This window comes from Bacillaceae bacterium S4-13-56, from assembly GCA_040191315.1.
Taxonomy (GTDB): domain Bacteria; phylum Bacillota; class Bacilli; order Bacillales; family JAWJLM01; genus JAWJLM01.
Window position 1 is genome coordinate 92449 of the sequence record JAWJLM010000005.1, and the last position, 17861, is coordinate 110309.

The window sequence follows — 17861 nt, forward strand, 5'->3', positions numbered from 1 at the left end:
TCGATGATCAAGGGCGCTTGTGCTTTTCTTATGGGACAATGGGAAGTCTTATTCTCCTTGTGATTGGGAAGGTTAAAAAGAAGAAGAAAATTCTATTTGGACCCTATATTTAATTGGGAACATTAACAGCCTATTTTTGAAGATAAACTTATACAGTGTATATAAACAGCTTCTTCATACATTAATAGTTATTAGTAGTTAGGAGGAAAATGTGTGTCTCTTTATCGCCGAACAAAGTCAAGGCTACATGTAATCATAAAAGATCATGTGGTTCGTTACGTGATTAACCATCAGCCGAAAGTAGAGAGTATTATATCTTATGGTGAAATCCCCATTCCAAAAGGCGTTTTACAGGATGGTAAAATAATGAATCATAAAGCATTTGTAGAATTAATGAAAGGAATGGTAGAGAAAGAACGAATCCACAGGTCTGAAGTTTTCTTTACTGTTCCAGATGCAACAGCTATCATCCGTACCCAGGGAGTCCCCAAGGGATTATCAATAGATGAGATTAAGGGATATTTATATTTACAAATAGGAAATAAAATCCATTTACCTTTTTCCAATCCTATTATCAATATTCATCGAACAAACCACGTAATGGATGAGGAAGAGCAAGTATTACTATTTGCATTTCCAGCAGAAAGACTTAGACAGTTTCAATTGTTGTTTAAAGAGTTAACCCTAAACCCAGTTGTAGCCGATTTATCTACTTTATCCTTATATAGATTGTATGTCCAAAAAGAATTAGCGGAAACGGATGAATATTTATTGAGTGTTCAGTGGAATGTGGATTCGATAGTCTTAACCGTATTTCATGAGTCACATCCTGTTTTTTTCCGTCATATGAAATCTACTCTTCCTAGCGAAAAATGGGTTTATAAACCCGATAAATGGATCCACAGTCCTGATTCTGTTTTTTTCTGGAAAGGAGAAAAAGGTCATATCAATGGATATGTGGAAGATAAATTATTGGAAATAGAGAGGTTTATGAATTTTTATAAGTCTCCTACTGCTAATGGAGAAGCAAGTATTAACAAAATTATTCTTACTGGAGACTTTCCAGAATTAGAGGGCATTATTGAAAAATGCAGACAAAGATTTAAGTTGCCAATAAATGATATACAGGAAGACATTACTATAATACCAAAGAGATATGTAGAGGCCCTTGGACTTGCAATTAAACCAGTAATATAAGGGGGAAAATGATTGTCAAAATACACTTTCTAGAAGAAAAAAGAAGCAAACTGTTTCTGCTGTCCTTTAATTCTATAAAATGAAGATACCGAAAAGTTTTTGGGGTGCTAAGAAACTTCGTTTCAAATTACGTTATTGGCGTAAAACGGCGATTCAACACAAAGTCGAAGAAATGGCTCATTATGCAGGTATACGTATTTCAAGAGTCCATCCTCGAAACACAAGTGCATTAGCATATGATGGTTCTGGAAAAGTAGAACGTAATAATAAAAAAGGCCTTGCCACGTTCACTACGGGCAAGATCTATCATGCTGATCTGTCAGCTAATTATAATATAGCAACTCGTTATTTTATTCGGGCATATCAAAAATCCATGTCTGAAAATTCATGGTTGTCCCTACAGGCAAAAGTTCCTGTATTGGAAAAAAGAACATCACAAACTTTATCTTCGTTAATTAGTCTTAATCGTGCTTGTTTTGTACTGTATTCATGATAAGGGATGCTCCATCAAATTGCGTAAGCAATTAGTTGGAGAGGTTCACTTGTAAGTATCATCAAAAGGATATGAGGAATTTATTCGGTTTTTGTCGGAATTGCAAAACCTGTCAAGAATAAATCAAATAGAATCTCTTAATTTCTAATTCGCTACAGCAGAAGATGCGTTCTTATTCTCGTTATCTTTTTCTATATTCTATTATCCCCTGCTAGAAGACGAATTTCTTCAGGAATCGAACCTATAGAATAGGCGAATGAAAACAAAATTTGAATAAAAATGACGAAAAGCTTTTTCAAGAAGACGACATTAGTCGCCTTCTTTTTTTTCTATACTGTGATAGAGTTAATAGAAATCGATGGCTAAGGAGGGGCAATGTGGATAAGCAATCTATTACAGTAAAGCTTAATAAGGATCCGAATTTCAACGAAACCAAGCCAAAGAACATAGACTCCTTTCAGAAAGAGGATGAAGAATCTCCTTACACAATAGTAGAGTGGGATCGTAACGATTCCGTCCACTCTCATAAAAATAAAAAAAAGAGAAAATCTAGAAGGAAATGGCCATCATCAAACTCTTCATTTAAGGGACTAGCTATAACGCTTATTTCTGCCCTCATTGTTGGAGGGATCTTTGGCTTTGGAATGTTAAAGCTATTTACAGGCATGGAAGGAACAAATAATCTTCCCCCTGTTTCAGTTCCATCTGCATCCAATAATGGAGAAAAAGAAGTCCAAGATAACAATGTAAACTCTTCTTCACTTACATTGTCGGGAATATCCATGTATGTGATTCAGCTTGGGATATTTTCAACTGCTGAAAAAGCAGAAGAGCAAAGGGACATCTACCAAACAAAAGGGGTACAAAGTATCGTTTGGCCACGAGAGAATCAATACTTTTTATTTGCTGGTTTAGGTAGTGATAAGGATGATTTAAAAACCTTTGCCTCTTCTATTTCCGAGCGAGAGATAGAAATCTATGTGAAGGAATGGGAAATTCCAGCTATGGAAAAAGAAATTGACACGGCTGATCAAAACTTCATAGAAAGTAGTATTCAAAAGATAAAGGAGGGAATTACTGCCCAGTCAAATGGGAGCCAAGCCAATTGGACTCAATCCCTATCTGATTTTCATGGAGAAGGAGTGGACATGGAAAAGTATCCTTTTATGCAAATATTACAGAATTCATCTAGGGATATGGGGGGGGGAGATGGAGAATTTGAAACAAAACAGAGAATACAAATAAACTTACTGGCAGCACTGAAGGAATATGAAAAGTGGGGCAGCAACTAAATATTTTTTTATTTTTACAGGTTTTTTAAAAATAAACATTGGTGAATAATGAATAATAGCAAAAAGCATGGTGTAAAATTGCTTTTTGCTATTTTATTTGTCTTTAAAAATACAATAATGTAAGCTTGTGTTCATTGATTAAAAACAGATAAGATAAGTCTACCCTTATCTTTAGATATGGAGTGAACCAAATGAACGAACTAGTATTAGCTTCTACTTCTCCTAGACGTAAGGATTTATTATTTCAACTTGGGTATTCTTTTTCTATTCGTCCATCCCATGCAGATGAATCCCTAGATGAAGGCATATTACCAATGGATGCAGCGATTTTATTAGCGAAGAGAAAAGGTGAAGAGTGTCCATTTCATTCCAATCATGAGGTCATTATAAGTGCTGACACAGTCGTAGCATTGAATCAAAAAATTTTAGGAAAGCCATCCACTCCTATGGAAGCTTTAGAGATGCTACAGTTCTTAAATGGTCAAACACATGAGGTTATTACTGGAGTACGGATCGCTTCAGTATGTGATGAAGTTCTTTTCTCCGAAACAACTAAGGTTACTTTTTGGGAGCTAACTGATGACGAGGTAAATCGCTATGTTACTACTGGTGATCCCTATGACAAAGCTGGTGGCTACGGTATACAAAGTCATGGGGCCTTCTTAGTAAAGCAGATTGAAGGGGATTACAATAATGTAGTTGGCCTTCCGATATCGAGACTAGTCAGAGAACTTGAGAAATTTGGCATTCATCCTGCAACATGGTAAGGGAATTTATTTAAAAGGGGGTAGAAAACCACGTGGCATCTGTCATGATCAAGGATGTTCCAAAATGTGATCGTCCTCGTGAAAGACTGATCCAGTTGGGCGCAAAGCATCTTTCCCAACAGGAATTAATTTCTATTTTATTAGGAAGTGGTACAAAAGAAGAATCGGTTACCAATTTAGCACAACGGCTACTCATGCATTTTGAAGGAATTCAGTTACTTAAGGATGCGTCTGTAGATGAACTTGTTGCTATTAAAGGTATTGGAGAAGCGAAAGCAGTGACTATATTGGCCGCTGTTGAATTAGGGCGCAGAATCCATCAGCTACAACCTCAGGAACGCTATGTTATTCGAAGCCCAGAAGACGGTGCAGATTACATTATGGAAGAAATGCGAGATTTAAAACAAGAGCATTTTGTGGCCATGTACCTTAATACGAAAAATCAAATTATTCATAGGCAGACCATTTTTATTGGTAGCCTGAATTCTTCCATCGTCCATCCGCGTGAGGTCTTTAAAGAAGCGATTAAGAGATCGGCAGCTTCCATCATATGTGCGCATAATCATCCTTCCGGCGTGCGCCTGCGAGGTGCGTAAATTTAGTGATTTCTTGGAAATCTAGAACTCCTTACAATGTTCTATGGTCAGCATCTTACCTTGAGAGGAAACTCATAGAGGGAACAGAGCATGATGTGAAAAGGAGAAAAGACGACAAAGCTATCTAATGTCGAGTCAGTTCTTCAGACCAAGTGATGTATGGTAAAAGCTATACTGCTTGAATCCTAGGCGAATGAGCGATGGGTGCGCCATTGTCTACGATAGCTAACAGGCAATGAGGACAAAATGGGGGACGTATCGCCTGAGCGTCCGTTGGAAATCACCGCTTTCCTGTCCATAGTAAGGTTTGTCCTTCAATCCTCAACTAGAGGAAACCGTCGAAAGGGATACCTAACCATCACATATCTAAATTTATGTCATAATGCAGGGATTACCTAAGTGCAAGTGCCAAATGGCTATTAGACATTGGTCTATGAAAATTGCATATGGTAACGGAGTCTCCATAGTACCCAACGTTTGCTTGTAATGAGTTTAGCAGGGGGAAGGGAGATAGGTTGATGTTAACGTCAATGAGAAAGGAGTCATGAATATGGCAACAAATCCATTTCATCAGTTAGACGTTATAAGGAACGCTTCTCAAAAAGGTAAAACTATAACCGATTGTTACCGTCTTATGTATAACAGAAAATTATGGATAAAGGCATATGCAAAACTATATCCGAATGATGGGAATCTAACAAAAGGAACGTCTGATGAAACCATCGATGGTTTTAGTTTGCAAAAGATTGATGAAATCATAGAGCAACTTAAAAATGGGACGTTTCGTTTTGCACCTGTAATTCCAAAAGCAAATGGTAAAAAGAGAACTTTAGGGGTTCCTAACTTCAAAGATAAGTTGGTACAGGAAGTAATGAGAATGATTATGGAAAACGTTTATGAACCAACCTTCTCAGATAATTCACACGGATTCAGAGAGGGAAGAAGCTGTCATACAGCATTATCCCAAATAAAGAATACGTGGAAAGGGTTAACATGGTGTATAGAAGGAGATATAAAAGGCTTTTTCGACCATATTGACCATTCTGTTCTATTAAATCTTATTTCAAAAAGAGTCAATGACCATCGTTTTCTTCTGCTTATTCACAATGCACTTACAAGTGGTGTCATGGAAAATTGGACTTATCATAAAACTTACAGCGGAACACCACAGGGTGGTATTATCTCACCATTACTAGCCAATATCTACCTTCATGAGTTTGACCTATTCATGGAAAAGCAAATGGAGAATTTTGATATAGGTAAAATAAGGGATAGAAACAAGGAGTATAGGCGTATACGCTCAGAAATCAGCACTCTCTCTCGAAAAGTTAAGAGACTTGATGAGAGAAATGGACATCAATTATGGGAAAACAGAGAGGTATTGATACTAGGTATCGAAGAACTTAAGCGCAAACAAGTTCTAATACCTTCAGTAGACCCTATGGATAAAAACTATCAAAGAATGAAATATGTCCGTTATGCAGATGATTTTGTAATTGGTATAGCTGGTTCCAAAGATAGTACAGTGGATGTAAAAGAAAAGATAAAGGACTACCTTAAACGAGAACTACACCTTGAATTAAGTGAAGAAAAAACACTTATAACCCTTTTGGAAAATCCAATTCCCTTTCTTGGATATGAATTTCGAAAGTGGAATGAAATCAAGGTCACCAGGGCTTCGTATAAAAACCATAAGCATCCTCTGAAAAAAAGAACTCTTTCTGGTGCAATAAAGTTAGAAATACCTGAGAAGAAAATTAGAAATTTTGCTATAACAAACGGATATGGTAATCTGGATAATTTCAAAATTATACATCGGGCAAAGCTTATTAACAATTCGGAATTAGAAATTCTGCATACTTATAACGCTGAACTTAGAGGAATTGCAAACTATTACAAGCTGGCAAATAATTATCATCATCTTGATAAGTTATTTTATCTAGCAGAGAGTAGTTTTATCAAAACCATTGCTAATAAACGAAGAAGTACCTCTATGAAGGTTGCCTCAACCATGAGAACACACAAACAAGGAGTTCTATGTATAGTTAGGAAAGATAAACATGGCAACGATAAAATCCACCAGTTTGTGAAACTAAAAGACTTGCCGAAACATAAAGGTGCAATAAAAGCAGACTCTCCTGAAATTGATACGTATGTAAATACGATGAAATATTCAGGAAGGACAGAATTTGAAAATCGTTTATTAGCAAATAAATGTGAAGCGTGTGGTACAACAGAAGGTCAGATGGAAGTCCATGACATCAGAAAGTTGAAGGACTTGAAAAAGAAATTAAACTTAAAATACTTGGACAAAATTATGATTGAACGCAACAGAAAAACAATTGTCCTGTGTTTTAAATGCCATCATGACCACCATGAGAAGCAAATTCCGATTAAACAACTGGCGAGCCGTATACGCTGAAAGGTGTACGTACGGTTCTGAGGGGGGGATTGTGAAACCTACTTGGGCGACCAAATAAGGCGCATGTTCCCTACCCTACGACCCTAGTCCTTCGCAAGAGGATATCCATGTAACTAGGAGATTGTTAGAATGTGGGAAAATACTTGGAATCGAACTTTTGGACCACATCATTATTGGTGATCGTAAATTTGTATCATTAAAAGAAAAAGGCTATCTGTAAGGGCTACCTATTTTTATTTTTTTCTCGTATAATAAGAAATACAACAGATTTCGTTAAGCGCCATTCATATGTCTTTTTGAAAAAGACAGGGATTGGCGCTTCTATACGTTTGTGCTAATCGTTTTTACAATACATATTTCTATCCGTTTTTGCATGTATATTTAAAAACAGGATCAAAGTTTTTTAGAAAAACTTTTAATAAAAGAAAGGGAGATTCAATTGGCTAAATTTGGATTTTCTCAAGACCTTGGCATAGATCTTGGAACGGCAAACACATTGGTTTTTGTTAAAGGAAAAGGTGTTATTGTTAGAGAGCCATCTGTCGTTGCTCGAAATTTAGATAATGGAACGGTTATCGCTGTTGGAAATGATGCGAAAAATATGATTGGAAGAACCCCTGCCAATATATCGGTTATTCGACCAATGAAAGATGGGGTTATTGCCGATTTTGATACAACGGCAGCTATGATGAACCATTATATGAACCAAGCTATGAAAAACCGGTCAAGATTTACAAGAAAACCTAATGTAATGGTATGTGTTCCCTCTGGCATTACTATGGTAGAAGAACGTGCAGTTATTGATGCTGCAAAACAAGCGGGGGCAAAGGAAGCTTACCCAGTTCCAGAACCATTTGCTGCTGCCATTGGGGCCGGGTTACCTGTTTGGGAACCGACTGGCAGTATGGTAGTTGATATTGGGGGAGGAACAACAGAAGTAGGAATTATTTCCCTGGGTGGGATTGTTCAGAGCCAGTCTATCCGTATTGCAGGGGATGAAATGGATGAGGCTATTGTTCAATACGTTAGAAAGCATTATAATTTGATGATTGGGGAAAGAACAGCAGAAGCTATTAAAATGGAAATTGGATTCGCAGGTACTCCTAGCGAAGAAGAGGAAATGGATATTCGAGGAAGAGATCTCATAGCCGGTCTTCCTAAAACCATATCCATTACCGTTCATGAAATATCGGAAGCATTAAATGATACAGTTGAATCCATAATAAATGCCGTCAAAAATACACTTGAAAAATCTCCACCAGAGCTTGCTGCAGATATCATAGATAGAGGAATTGTACTAACTGGTGGTGGAGCTCTTCTAAGAAACTTAGATGTTGTGCTAAGTGAACAAACGAATATTCCTGTATTTGTTGCGGAAGAGCCATTAGACTGTGTGGCAATTGGTACGGGTAAATCATTAGATTACATTCACCATTTTAGAAATTCTCCAAATGTCGCGAGGCGTCCAACCATTGAATAAGTAGGTGCTTTTACTATGCCGTCTTTTTTTCGAAATAAACGTTTAATTATTATTTTAATTAGTTTTATACTTTTAGTAAGTCTTATAGGGGTTTCTATGAGGGACCGAGAAAATCTTACTATTCCAGAACAAGTGATCATGGATTCTGTTGGGTGGCTGCAAACCCTTTTTAATCAGCCTGTACTTTTGGTGAAAGAAGTATCTGAAAACATTAGGGATATGAAAGATACCTACGACGAAAACCAGATTTTAAAATCTAAACTTACAGAATATCGTTCATTAATAGTTGAAGTACAGGAACTTAGAGAAGAAAATGAGGAATTACGTAATATTGTGGGTAAGGAAGAGTCGCTTCGAAACTACAAGCCCATACAAGCCACGGTTATTGCTAGAAGTCCTGAAAGCTGGTTTGATCAGCTAACCATTAATAAAGGAAAATTACATGGTGTTGAAAAGAATATGGCTGTAATAACGGGAGATGGAATGGTTGGGAAGGTTCAATCTGCCTCTCAAGGAAAGGCAACCGTTAAGCTCCTAAGCGGATTTGATCGCAGTAATCGAATTTCTGCTGTTATTTCAGGAGAAGAAGGAAATATTTATGGACTTATCGAAGGGTATGATGACGATAAAGAAGCCTTATTATTAGTCATTAAGAGAGGTTCTTATGAAGAAGACATTAAAGAGGGGCAAATGGTCTCGAGTTCAGGAATGGGCGGTGTCTTCCCAAGTGGACTATTCATTGGAACTATAATGGAAGTCTCTATTGACGAATATGGCTTAACAGAGAATGCCTATGTAAAGCCAGCAGCCAATTTGTACGATATGAATCATGTAATGGTCGTGGATCGGGAAATGGAGATAGCTGACCCTAATGCAGAGGAGATTCTCGAAGGAGAGGGTGAAGAAGAATGAAAAGAGCCATTCTTCCTCTCCTTTTACTTGTCAGTCTTATTCTTGAGAGCATAGCGTTAGAGTTTTTGCCTAACCAATATTTAGTGCGAGATTTTATGATAACTCCCCACTGGGTATTTGTTATGATTTTGTACATTGCTATATTTTATGATTCTGACCGAACTTATATGTCAGTTTTATACGGGATTACTTTTGGATTTTTAGTAGACATTCTTTATACAGATATCTTAGGTGTATATATGTTTACTTATGGAATAGTCGCCTATGTGGTTCACGGACTTAAAAAAATGCTTCATGCCAATTTTTTTGTTGCATTTCTCCTCTCCTTCCTTGGCCTTTTGCTTGTTGAGTGGAGTTTATATATTGTCTATACAATGACTGGGGTAGCATCTATGGGGGTAGAAACCTATATGCTGTATAGGCTAATTCCGACAATGACTGCAAATCTCATCTTTATGATCATTCTTTATCCATTTTTTCCTCGTCAGTTATATCAATTAGCAGAAATGCATCTTTCTAAACCAAAAAAGGGATAAGATTTGTTGAGAAAAGAGGATTTTTTACTTATAAAATCGAACTATTTAGTTTGAGGTGAACTTCACGTTATGGACAAACGACAAGTAGTAACAATAAAAGGAACAAAAGATGGACTAACCTTATATTTAGATGATACCTGCTCCTTTGAGGAAATCTTAAAGGAATTAAATGAAAAATTAACAACAGAACATGTTAGTGAGAATCAACCGTTTATCACAGTTCATGTGAAGCTGGGAAACCGATACTTACATAAAGAACAGGAAGAACAATTAAGGGGAATTGTACGAAAGAAGAAAAAGTTAGTGATTCATTCCCTCGAGTCCAATGTACTAACAAAAGAAGAGGCTTTAGAATGGAAAAAAAACTTAGAAGTAACTACGATAACAAAAGTGGTTCGCAGTGGACAAGTAATGAAGGTAGATGGTGATCTCCTTTTATTAGGGGATGTTAACCCAGGTGGCTCTATTATAGCGTCAGGGAATATTTATGTTATGGGTTCACTGAGGGGGATTGCCCACGCTGGTTCAAAAGGGAATCAGGAGGCTATTATTGCTGCTTCCTACATGGAGCCCAGCCAATTAAGAATTGCTGACTATATTAGTCGCTCTCCTGACTACGAGTCTGAAGGCGCTTATATGGAATGTGGCTTTATTGACCGCCATCAAAATAAAATTGTAATCGAACGTTTACAAACGGTCATACAAAAAAGACCGAATTTTTATTGGGAGGAAAGGGGAATATCTAATGGGTGAGTCGATTGTAATAACATCGGGTAAAGGTGGAGTAGGGAAAACAACAACAACAGCAAACTTAGGTACAGCTCTTGCTTTAACTGGTAAGAAGGTATGCTTAATTGATACAGATATTGGCCTTAGAAACCTTGATGTCGTCATGGGATTAGAAAATCGTATTATTTACGATATTATTGATGTCACCGAAGGAAGATGTAAACTGCAATCTGCATTAATTCGTGATAAACGATTTGATGATTTGGTGTTGCTTCCTGCTGCTCAAACCAGTGATAAGACTGCTTTAACTCCTGAAGCTATGGTGAAAATTGTAGACGAACTCCGTCCGGATTATGATTATATCTTAATAGATTGTCCCGCAGGTATTGAGCAAGGATATAAAAACGCCGTTGCTGCAGCAGACAAATCTGTAGTAGTTACGACTCCTGAAAAATCTAGTGTTAGAGATGCTGATCGAATTATTGGTCTATTGGAAAAGGAAAATGTCGATTCTCCAAAACTGATCATTAACCGAATTCGTAATCACATGGTGAAAAGCGGAGACATGTTGGATATTGATGAAATAGTGGCTATTCTTTCCATTGATTTGCTAGGGATTGTTGCAGATGATGATGAAGTCATCAAAGCTTCTAATCATGGTGAGCCTGTCGCTTTTCAACCGAATACAAAAGCTTCTATAGCCTATCGAAATATTGCAAGAAGAATTTTAGGAGAAACTGTTCCACTTCTTTCCTTAGAAGATGACAAGGGAATGTTTACAAAAATGAAAAAGTTCTTTGGTTTAAAAGCCTAAATTTCTAATAAAGTGAAACTTCAATCAGTGGCCGTCCCCATTGATTGTTAGCAATGACCTATAGGCCCTTGAACTAATCGGATATTTACGGGCAGAAATACCCCCACCTACTTTTCTCGTTTTACGTAAGATTTGAGGTGGGGGTATTTCTGCCCGTTCATGCGGGATAAAGGTTTTTTTGTTGGAATATCTCGCCCAACTCTCTCATAGACTTGTACAAACTTCTTTAAAAAATAAGGATGGGGTCTATGAAACGAGATGTAAAATTGATAAGAAAAAGTATAGAAGCGAGAAGAAAAAAGAAGTACGGTTTGAAAAAACATTCACCTTCCAAGCTTCCCCCTTTGGTACAAGAGGAGGAGCGATATGGATTGTATCCTTTTTCACCGTCTATAGAAGATTCTAAGAATACTTCTCCAACACCAGTTCCTTTTTTGTTTAAACTTGTTTTGTCTGGTATCTTATTTTTCTCGGTAGCGATCCTGTTACAGCTTGATGATCGTTTTGCTGGACCACAAAAGTGGGTTGAGTATCAGTTAACTGAAGAATTTCAGTTCGCCGCAGTTAATAGCTGGTATAAAGATACTTTTGGGGAGCCTTTAGCTTTTCTGCCTATTTATGATGAACAGGAAAGTGAGGAAAATAAGGATAATAGTCAGATGTTAGCAATGCCTGTGACTGGTACAATTGGACAAACCTTTCAAGTTAATGGAGAGGGGATCCTTATTCAGACGAATGAAAAGTCGTTTGTAAAGGCCATGGAGGAAGGTACGGTTGTTTTTGCTGGGAATCGAGAAGACACTGGGAAAACAGTAATTATTCAACATAGTGACAATACTAAGTCCTATTATGGTCAGTTATCTAGTATATTAGTCGAGCAATATCAAGGGATTAATAAAAATGATGCAGTTGGAGAAGTAATTCCACAAGAGGGGAAAACACATTCCTTTTATTTTGCCATAGAGAAAAATAAGAAATTTATTGATCCATTGGAAGTTATGAAGGTAGACGATCTACCATGAGCCGAATACCTCCCATTCATATACATCCACTTCTTTGGCTAATGATTGGAATTGCATGGATAACCGGTTCTTTTTGGGATTTAATTATTATTTATGGAATTTTATTCATACATGAATGGGGTCATGGGGGCATGGCTCTTTTTTTTCGCTGGAAGATCCATTCTATGACCTTTTTTCCGTTTGGAGGAAAGATGGAAACAGACGAGTTTGGTCATCGACCTGCAATAGAGGAGATATTAGTCATTCTAGCAGGTCCTGCAACTCATATTTTTATTTTTATTTTTGCTGCTTTAGGACAGAATAGAGGATTCCTCTCACCATATTTGGTAGAACAGATTCTTTATTATAATCAAATCATTTTCATTTTTAATTTACTTCCTATATGGCCGCTAGATGGTGGAAAGCTTGTCTTTGAGTGGCTTTCCGTTTTAAAACCATATAAAGATGCCTATGAAAAAACGATTATGTTATCAGTATGTTGTCTATTGTTGGGCTCCGTCATACTCTATATGAATATTCCTTTTTCCGTAACCCCCCTTTTTATGATTGCTTTTCTCTTGTATGAAAATAAGCTAGAATGGAAGCATCGGACGTACCAATGGATTCGACATTTGATGTCACGGACGCAAACGTTAAGATATGAACCTAAAATTCAACCTTTATTTGTAGATCCTGCTGAGAGAATTAGTGCCGTGGTTAAAAACTACAAAAAGGGATATCAGCACCCTGTTTATGTTCTTCTTGATTCGAAAACATATGTGGTAGACGAAAGAGCGATTGTTTGGGCTTATTTAAATGGTAATAATAAACCGATTATGGACTTGATAACCCATTAATAATGTAGGAAAGGGAAACGATTCATGAAACGAATATTTATCTCAACATCAGGATATGAAAAATTTGCAATGCATTTTGATGAAATCGGAATTGCAGATATACGCTTAGAACGTTTATCTCAACCAAATATCATAGGAAATATTTATATAGCAAGAGTGACAAAAGTTTTACCTGAACTTCAATCAGCGTTTGTGGACTTTGGTTCTCGCCAAGAAGGCTTCCTGCCTTTTCATGAAATTCCCGGATTTACGAAGGGGACGATCCCTGTCCATGAAGGAGAAAAAAAAATCATTCAGGTTATAAAAGAAGCCTATGGTACGAAGGGCGCAAAACTTACTGCAAACATTACAATTCCTGGTCATCATTTTGTTTTTCTACCATTTGGTGAATATATTGCCTGTTCTAAACGGATACCGGATCATCAAAAAGAGGATTTAAAAAATTGGTGTCAAAAATTCTTAAGTGACTCAGAAGGCTTGATTATTAGGACGTCTGCTCAGGGGAGGGAGGGGAAGCTTTTATCAAGCGAGATTCATGCTTTAAAGCAAAAATGGGAGATGATCCTTGCTTCTCAAAATGAAGGGAAGGTTCCCATCTGTCTTTTTGAAGACGCTCTTATTCCTGACCAATTTTTACGAAAAAAACCTTTGGATTCTGTTGATGAAGTTTGGTTTGATGATGCTGAAACCTACAGAAGGTGTAAAGAGGAATATAGGGAAGTGCAACAAAAATTTTATTGGAAACACCATGATTTTCCTTTGCCCTTTTCCCTTGATGTAGCTTTTGATCAGGTTTTATCACATAAAGTAACGACAAAAGAAGGGGTAACCCTTCATTTTGATAGTACAGAAGCATGTCATGTTATTGATGTTAATTCTAATCATTTTAGAAGTCATCATCAAAAAGAGGATTTTGTTAGAAAAACAAATGTAATTGCAGCCCAGATAATTGCTAGGCACATTCGTTTACGAAATCTATCAGGGATTATACTTATTGATTTTATAGATATGAAAAAATCTGAACATCGAGAAGAAGTCATAAAACAACTCTCAAATGCACTTAAGAATGACCCACTTCGAACGGAGATCTATGGATTTACTAAATTAGGAATGCTGGAAATGACACGAAAAAGAGAAGGGAAATCGCTGGCGCTTCAAGTGTTACAAACATCAGATGACCACATTAGCTATTCCCTTGATACATGGGTATATAGGTTAGAACGTAAAATTAGAGAGTTGGGAAAAGGACAGGAGGCTATTCTAGTTGATATACGTCCTGAGCTTTTAAAAAGGTTCCTTGAGCTAATTCCCAAAAAAAGATTCCAAGAAGAGTTGGGACTGAAGCTTTTTTTCAGAGAAAAAAGTAATCTTTCCGATCTGTTTGAACTCATTTATATAGGAACAAAAGAGGTTGCAAAAGAAAGAATGTTGTAAATCAAACATTGACACCACCCCTTTTGCTATGGTAACATCAATACGTTATGGCTCGTAGCACCGCGCTACAACCGCACAGAACAGGTTTTGAAGCTATTCTCGTAGCACCTGTGATGGCGAGTCTGAGTATAATAAGGAGGTGCAGGTATGTACGCAATTATTGAAACTGGTGGTAAGCAAGTTAAAGTAGAAGAAGGACAAACTATCTTTGTAGAAAAGCTTGCTAGTGAAGCTGGTGACAGCGTAACGTTTGACAAGGTTCTTGTTGTTGGTGGTGACGAAGTGAAAGTAGGTGCTCCATTCGTGGAAGGTGCTACTGTAACGGCTAAGGTTGAAAAGCAAGGTCGTGCGAAGAAAATCACTGTATTTAAATACAAGCCAAAAAAGAACTACAAGCGTAAGCAAGGACATCGTCAACCATACACTAAGCTTGTTGTTGAAAAAATTAACGCGTAAGGCTGATTTACATGATACGTGTGAAAATCAGACGAAATGAACAAAAAATAATCACAGCATTCGAAATTAGCGGGCATGCGGAAAGTGGACCAAAAGGTCACGATCTCGTTTGTGCTGCCGTTTCTGCCATTTCATTTGGCACTATAAATGCTGTTCTCTCGTTATGTGAGATAGATCCAGAGATACAACAAGGTGGGGAAGGTGGATACCTTCGTATAGAGCTTCCTAGTACTATGGAGCTCTGGCAAAAGGAAAAAGCATCAACCATTCTTGACGCAATGGTCATCTCACTGGAAACCATTGAACGTGATTACGGTCAATATATTTCCATCTCGTAAAGCTAAGGAGGTGCAATTAATGTTACGTTTGGATTTGCAGTTTTTCGCTTCTAAAAAAGGTGTAGGTAGTACAAAAAACGGTCGTGATTCTGAATCAAAACGTCTTGGAGCTAAGCGTGCAGACGGCCAGTTCGTAACTGGTGGTTCTATACTTTACCGTCAACGTGGTACTAAAATCTTCCCAGGAACTAACGTAGGTCGAGGAGGAGATGACACTCTTTTTGCCAAGACAGACGGTGTTGTTAAGTTTGAACGCCAGGGGCGTAATGGTAAAAAAGTTAGTGTGTATCCTGTAGCGAAATAATTTGTACAATAAAAACTCTAACCCTTGGGTTAGAGTTTTCTTTATATCATTAGAATTTATAAATTTAGTCGGTTGATAGTATAAGTAAAATTAAGGCTTTTAAATACTATTAGAATTTATAAGTTGGAGTGAAAAATGGGATTCCCATTTTGAAAAATAATAAAGTGTCTAGTTTCAGCGGATAAGCTTCATTGAGTTATCTTCGAAGTTTCTCCCCGATTGGTTCAAGGGCCTTTAAGTCATACCCTTGGGTGCTAACAATCAGTGTGGATGGCCACTGATTGAAGTCTCACTTTATACGTTCAGACAGTTGAATAGGTAAAAACTAAAGGGTTATCCATAAGCCTTAGATTTTCTAATATGCTATAATTTAATTTATGATTGGCGGGGAGTGAGGGAAATGGATACAGAAAAAGTGATTGAATTGTTAAGACATTATCGACATGACTGGATGAATCAATATCAATTAATTCATGGTTATGCTTCCATGAATCGGTTGGAGGATGTCAAGAAAAAAGTGCAGGAGGGAATTGAAAAGTCCCGAGAAGAATCAAAATTGGTTCAACTCCATGCCCCTCATTTAGCACTCTGGTTAATTTCATTTAATTGGTATGAAGAAGTGTTTAGACTTACATATCATATTGAAGAGGAGACTAGTGTCACAACTCTAAGTAAGGCGGATCAAGAACTGGTAGAATCTCTTAAAAAAATAATAAATCAGTTACATAAATATACGCTTACAGATGTTTTGTACCATGGTCAGCTTCATATTATAAATACACAAGACGTATCCCTTCATTTAACCATTCAGGGGACTTTTCTTGAATGTGAGAATCTTGTTCAAGAGCTTTTGAAAATAAAATTTGTGAATGAGGTTCAAACTGATAATAGGGAATCCTTAAAAATAATTTTGTGTTTGGAAGATAAGAAGACGTGAGGTGAAGAAATGTTTGTCGATCAAGTCAAAGTTTTTATAAAAGCCGGAGATGGAGGTAACGGAATGGTTGCCTTCCGCCGTGAAAAATATGAGCCAATGGGTGGGCCAGCTGGTGGAGATGGTGGAGATGGCGGAGACGTTATCTTTGAAGTTGATGAAGGTTTAAATACATTAATGGATTTTCGTTATAATCGCCATTTCAAAGCACCTAGAGGCGAAAATGGAATGAGCAAATCAAAAAATGGGAAAAATGCAACTCCTCTTATTGTTCGAGTTCCACCTGGTACAACAGTTCGTGATATGGAGACAGGGGATACTATTGCCGATCTTATTGAGCATCATCACCAAGCTGTTATTGCTAAGGGGGGACGAGGGGGACGAGGGAATATCCGTTTTGCTACACCCAGAAATCCCGCTCCTGAAATCGCTGAAAACGGGGAACCTGGTGTGGAAAGAGAGGTTCAGCTTGAACTTAAGCTAATTGCTGATGTGGGTCTTGTTGGTTTTCCAAGTGTAGGGAAATCAACACTTTTATCTGTAGTAAGTGCTGCTAAGCCGAAAATTGCTGATTATCATTTTACCACTTTAGCTCCCAATTTAGGAGTAGTGGAAACAGATGACCAACGAAGCTTTGTCTTAGCCGATTTGCCAGGATTAATTGAAGGTGCACATGAAGGTATTGGATTAGGGCACCAATTTTTACGTCATGTAGAAAGAACAAGGGTCATTGTCCATGTAGTTGATATGGCTGGGATTGAGGGGCGTGACCCTTTCGATGACTTTGAGAAGATTAATGAAGAGCTTGAACAATACGATCCTAACATTTTATCCAAACCTCAGCTTGTTGTTGCGAACAAAATGGATATGCCCGAGGCCCAAGAAAATTTAAATATATTCCGTGAAAAAATGAAGGATGATATTAAAATTTTCCCAATCTCTGCACTTACAAGAGAGGGACTTAAAGAACTTTTATTCGCAATTGCTGATCTTCTAGAAACCATACCAAAGGATGCAACACCTATTGAGCCAAAAGAAAATCGTGTGGTGTATAAATTTGAAAAAGAGGAAGATGGGTTTGACATAACAAGAGAGCCAGATGGGACATTTGTTCTTTCAGGTCCTAAAATTGAAAAACTATTTAAGATGACTGATTTTTCAAGAGATGAATCCATACGCAGATTTTCACGTCAGTTAAGAGGTATGGGAGTCGACGAAGCTCTCAGAAAAAGAGGAGCAACGGATGGGGATACTGTTCGTTTATTAGACTATGAGTTTGAATTTGTGGAATAGGAGAGA

19 protein-coding genes, 1 pseudogene and 1 other annotated feature are annotated in these 17861 nt (G+C 37.3%); all 20 genes and pseudogenes read left to right on the forward strand.

Going from position 1 to position 17861, the window contains the following annotated elements; translation table 11 throughout:
• Positions 1 to 213: 213 nt before the first annotated feature.
• The 20 genes and pseudogenes from pilM (at position 214) to obgE (ending at position 17855) form a co-directional block, all read left to right on the forward strand.
• Positions 214 to 1197, forward strand: a complete 984-nt coding sequence (pilM, locus tag RZN25_02845; protein ID MEQ6375767.1) for a pilus assembly protein PilM — start codon at positions 214 to 216, stop codon at positions 1195 to 1197.
• 79 nt (positions 1198 to 1276) lie between these two features.
• A complete protein-coding gene (locus RZN25_02850) occupies positions 1277 to 1690 on the forward strand; it encodes a hypothetical protein (GenBank protein MEQ6375768.1) in 414 nt (137 codons plus the stop codon).
• A 377-nt stretch (positions 1691 to 2067) separates the two neighbouring features.
• The gene (locus RZN25_02855) at positions 2068 to 2982 is read left to right on the forward strand and encodes a hypothetical protein (protein MEQ6375769.1); all 915 of its coding nucleotides are present in this window, start codon (positions 2068 to 2070) and stop codon (positions 2980 to 2982) included.
• Between the two features lie 191 nt (positions 2983 to 3173).
• On the forward strand, positions 3174 to 3749 hold the full coding sequence (locus tag RZN25_02860) for a Maf family protein (GenBank protein MEQ6375770.1): 576 nt from the start codon (positions 3174 to 3176) through the stop codon (positions 3747 to 3749).
• Between the two features lie 44 nt (positions 3750 to 3793).
• Positions 3794 to 4345 carry a DNA repair protein RadC gene (gene radC / locus RZN25_02865; GenBank protein MEQ6375771.1) on the forward strand — a complete coding sequence of 184 codons (552 nt, stop codon included), beginning with the start codon at positions 3794 to 3796 and terminating at the stop codon, positions 4343 to 4345.
• A gap of 550 nt (positions 4346 to 4895) precedes the next feature.
• On the forward strand, positions 4896 to 6767 hold the full coding sequence (locus RZN25_02870) for a reverse transcriptase domain-containing protein (protein MEQ6375772.1): 1872 nt from the start codon (positions 4896 to 4898) through the stop codon (positions 6765 to 6767).
• A 79-nt stretch (positions 6768 to 6846) separates the two neighbouring features.
• A pseudogene (locus tag RZN25_02875) lies at positions 6847 to 6987 on the forward strand (JAB domain-containing protein).
• 219 nt (positions 6988 to 7206) lie between these two features.
• Positions 7207 to 8247: a rod shape-determining protein gene (locus tag RZN25_02880; protein MEQ6375773.1), complete on the forward strand. Its 1041-nt coding sequence runs from the start codon at positions 7207 to 7209 to the stop codon at positions 8245 to 8247.
• Between the two features lie 15 nt (positions 8248 to 8262).
• On the forward strand, positions 8263 to 9159 hold the full coding sequence (mreC, locus tag RZN25_02885) for a rod shape-determining protein MreC (GenBank protein MEQ6375774.1): 897 nt from the start codon (positions 8263 to 8265) through the stop codon (positions 9157 to 9159).
• Positions 9156 to 9695 (forward strand): rod shape-determining protein MreD, encoded by a 540-nt coding sequence (mreD, locus tag RZN25_02890; protein ID MEQ6375775.1) that lies wholly within the window; start codon positions 9156 to 9158, stop codon positions 9693 to 9695. Before mreC ends, mreD begins: the two co-directional genes overlap by 4 nt.
• Before the next feature lie 69 nt (positions 9696 to 9764).
• Positions 9765 to 10448, forward strand: a complete 684-nt coding sequence (gene minC / locus RZN25_02895; protein ID MEQ6375776.1) for a septum site-determining protein MinC — start codon at positions 9765 to 9767, stop codon at positions 10446 to 10448.
• Positions 10441 to 11238, forward strand: coding sequence for a septum site-determining protein MinD (gene minD, locus RZN25_02900; protein ID MEQ6375777.1), 798 nt, complete (start codon positions 10441 to 10443; stop codon positions 11236 to 11238). Before minC ends, minD begins: the two co-directional genes overlap by 8 nt.
• 248 nt (positions 11239 to 11486) lie before the next feature.
• Positions 11487 to 12260 carry a M23 family metallopeptidase gene (locus RZN25_02905; protein MEQ6375778.1) on the forward strand — a complete coding sequence of 258 codons (774 nt, stop codon included), beginning with the start codon at positions 11487 to 11489 and terminating at the stop codon, positions 12258 to 12260.
• Complete coding sequence (locus RZN25_02910; protein ID MEQ6375779.1) at positions 12257 to 13096, forward strand: site-2 protease family protein; 840 nt, start codon at positions 12257 to 12259, stop codon at positions 13094 to 13096. Before RZN25_02905 ends, RZN25_02910 begins: the two co-directional genes overlap by 4 nt.
• Positions 13097 to 13120: 24 nt before the next feature.
• On the forward strand, positions 13121 to 14530 hold the full coding sequence (locus tag RZN25_02915; GenBank protein MEQ6375780.1) for a ribonuclease E/G: 1410 nt from the start codon (positions 13121 to 13123) through the stop codon (positions 14528 to 14530).
• A gap of 59 nt (positions 14531 to 14589) precedes the next feature.
• Positions 14590 to 14664 (forward strand) — a sequence feature (ribosomal protein L21 leader region).
• Positions 14665 to 14677: 13 nt separating this feature from the next.
• Complete coding sequence (rplU, locus tag RZN25_02920) at positions 14678 to 14986, forward strand: 50S ribosomal protein L21 (GenBank protein ID MEQ6375781.1); 309 nt, start codon at positions 14678 to 14680, stop codon at positions 14984 to 14986.
• An 11-nt stretch (positions 14987 to 14997) separates the two neighbouring features.
• The gene (locus tag RZN25_02925) at positions 14998 to 15324 is read left to right on the forward strand and encodes a ribosomal-processing cysteine protease Prp (GenBank protein ID MEQ6375782.1); all 327 of its coding nucleotides are present in this window, start codon (positions 14998 to 15000) and stop codon (positions 15322 to 15324) included.
• A 19-nt stretch (positions 15325 to 15343) separates the two neighbouring features.
• Entirely contained in the window at positions 15344 to 15628 is a 285-nt protein-coding gene (gene rpmA / locus RZN25_02930; protein ID MEQ6375783.1) for a 50S ribosomal protein L27, read from the forward strand.
• A 400-nt stretch (positions 15629 to 16028) separates the two neighbouring features.
• Complete coding sequence (locus tag RZN25_02935) at positions 16029 to 16565, forward strand: Spo0B domain-containing protein (GenBank protein MEQ6375784.1); 537 nt, start codon at positions 16029 to 16031, stop codon at positions 16563 to 16565.
• Between the two features lie 9 nt (positions 16566 to 16574).
• A complete protein-coding gene (gene obgE, locus RZN25_02940; GenBank protein MEQ6375785.1) occupies positions 16575 to 17855 on the forward strand; it encodes a GTPase ObgE in 1281 nt (426 codons plus the stop codon).
• Positions 17856 to 17861 lie beyond the last annotated feature (6 nt).

Coding starts and splice junctions, on each gene's coding strand:
- RZN25_02850 (MEQ6375768.1), top strand. CDS start 1,277: ATGAAGATACCGAAAAGTTTTTGGGGTGCTAAGAAACTTCGTTTCAAA.
- RZN25_02860 (MEQ6375770.1), top strand. CDS start 3,174: ATGAACGAACTAGTATTAGCTTCTACTTCTCCTAGACGTAAGGATTTA.
- radC (MEQ6375771.1), top strand. CDS start 3,794: ATGATCAAGGATGTTCCAAAATGTGATCGTCCTCGTGAAAGACTGATC.
- RZN25_02870 (MEQ6375772.1), top strand. CDS start 4,896: ATGGCAACAAATCCATTTCATCAGTTAGACGTTATAAGGAACGCTTCT.
- mreC (MEQ6375774.1), top strand. CDS start 8,263: ATGCCGTCTTTTTTTCGAAATAAACGTTTAATTATTATTTTAATTAGT.
- mreD (MEQ6375775.1), top strand. CDS start 9,156: ATGAAAAGAGCCATTCTTCCTCTCCTTTTACTTGTCAGTCTTATTCTT.
- minC (MEQ6375776.1), top strand. CDS start 9,765: ATGGACAAACGACAAGTAGTAACAATAAAAGGAACAAAAGATGGACTA.
- minD (MEQ6375777.1), top strand. CDS start 10,441: ATGGGTGAGTCGATTGTAATAACATCGGGTAAAGGTGGAGTAGGGAAA.
- RZN25_02905 (MEQ6375778.1), top strand. CDS start 11,487: ATGAAACGAGATGTAAAATTGATAAGAAAAAGTATAGAAGCGAGAAGA.
- RZN25_02910 (MEQ6375779.1), top strand. CDS start 12,257: ATGAGCCGAATACCTCCCATTCATATACATCCACTTCTTTGGCTAATG.
- RZN25_02915 (MEQ6375780.1), top strand. CDS start 13,121: ATGAAACGAATATTTATCTCAACATCAGGATATGAAAAATTTGCAATG.
- rplU (MEQ6375781.1), top strand. CDS start 14,678: ATGTACGCAATTATTGAAACTGGTGGTAAGCAAGTTAAAGTAGAAGAA.
- RZN25_02925 (MEQ6375782.1), top strand. CDS start 14,998: ATGATACGTGTGAAAATCAGACGAAATGAACAAAAAATAATCACAGCA.
- rpmA (MEQ6375783.1), top strand. CDS start 15,344: ATGTTACGTTTGGATTTGCAGTTTTTCGCTTCTAAAAAAGGTGTAGGT.
- RZN25_02935 (MEQ6375784.1), top strand. CDS start 16,029: ATGGATACAGAAAAAGTGATTGAATTGTTAAGACATTATCGACATGAC.
- obgE (MEQ6375785.1), top strand. CDS start 16,575: ATGTTTGTCGATCAAGTCAAAGTTTTTATAAAAGCCGGAGATGGAGGT.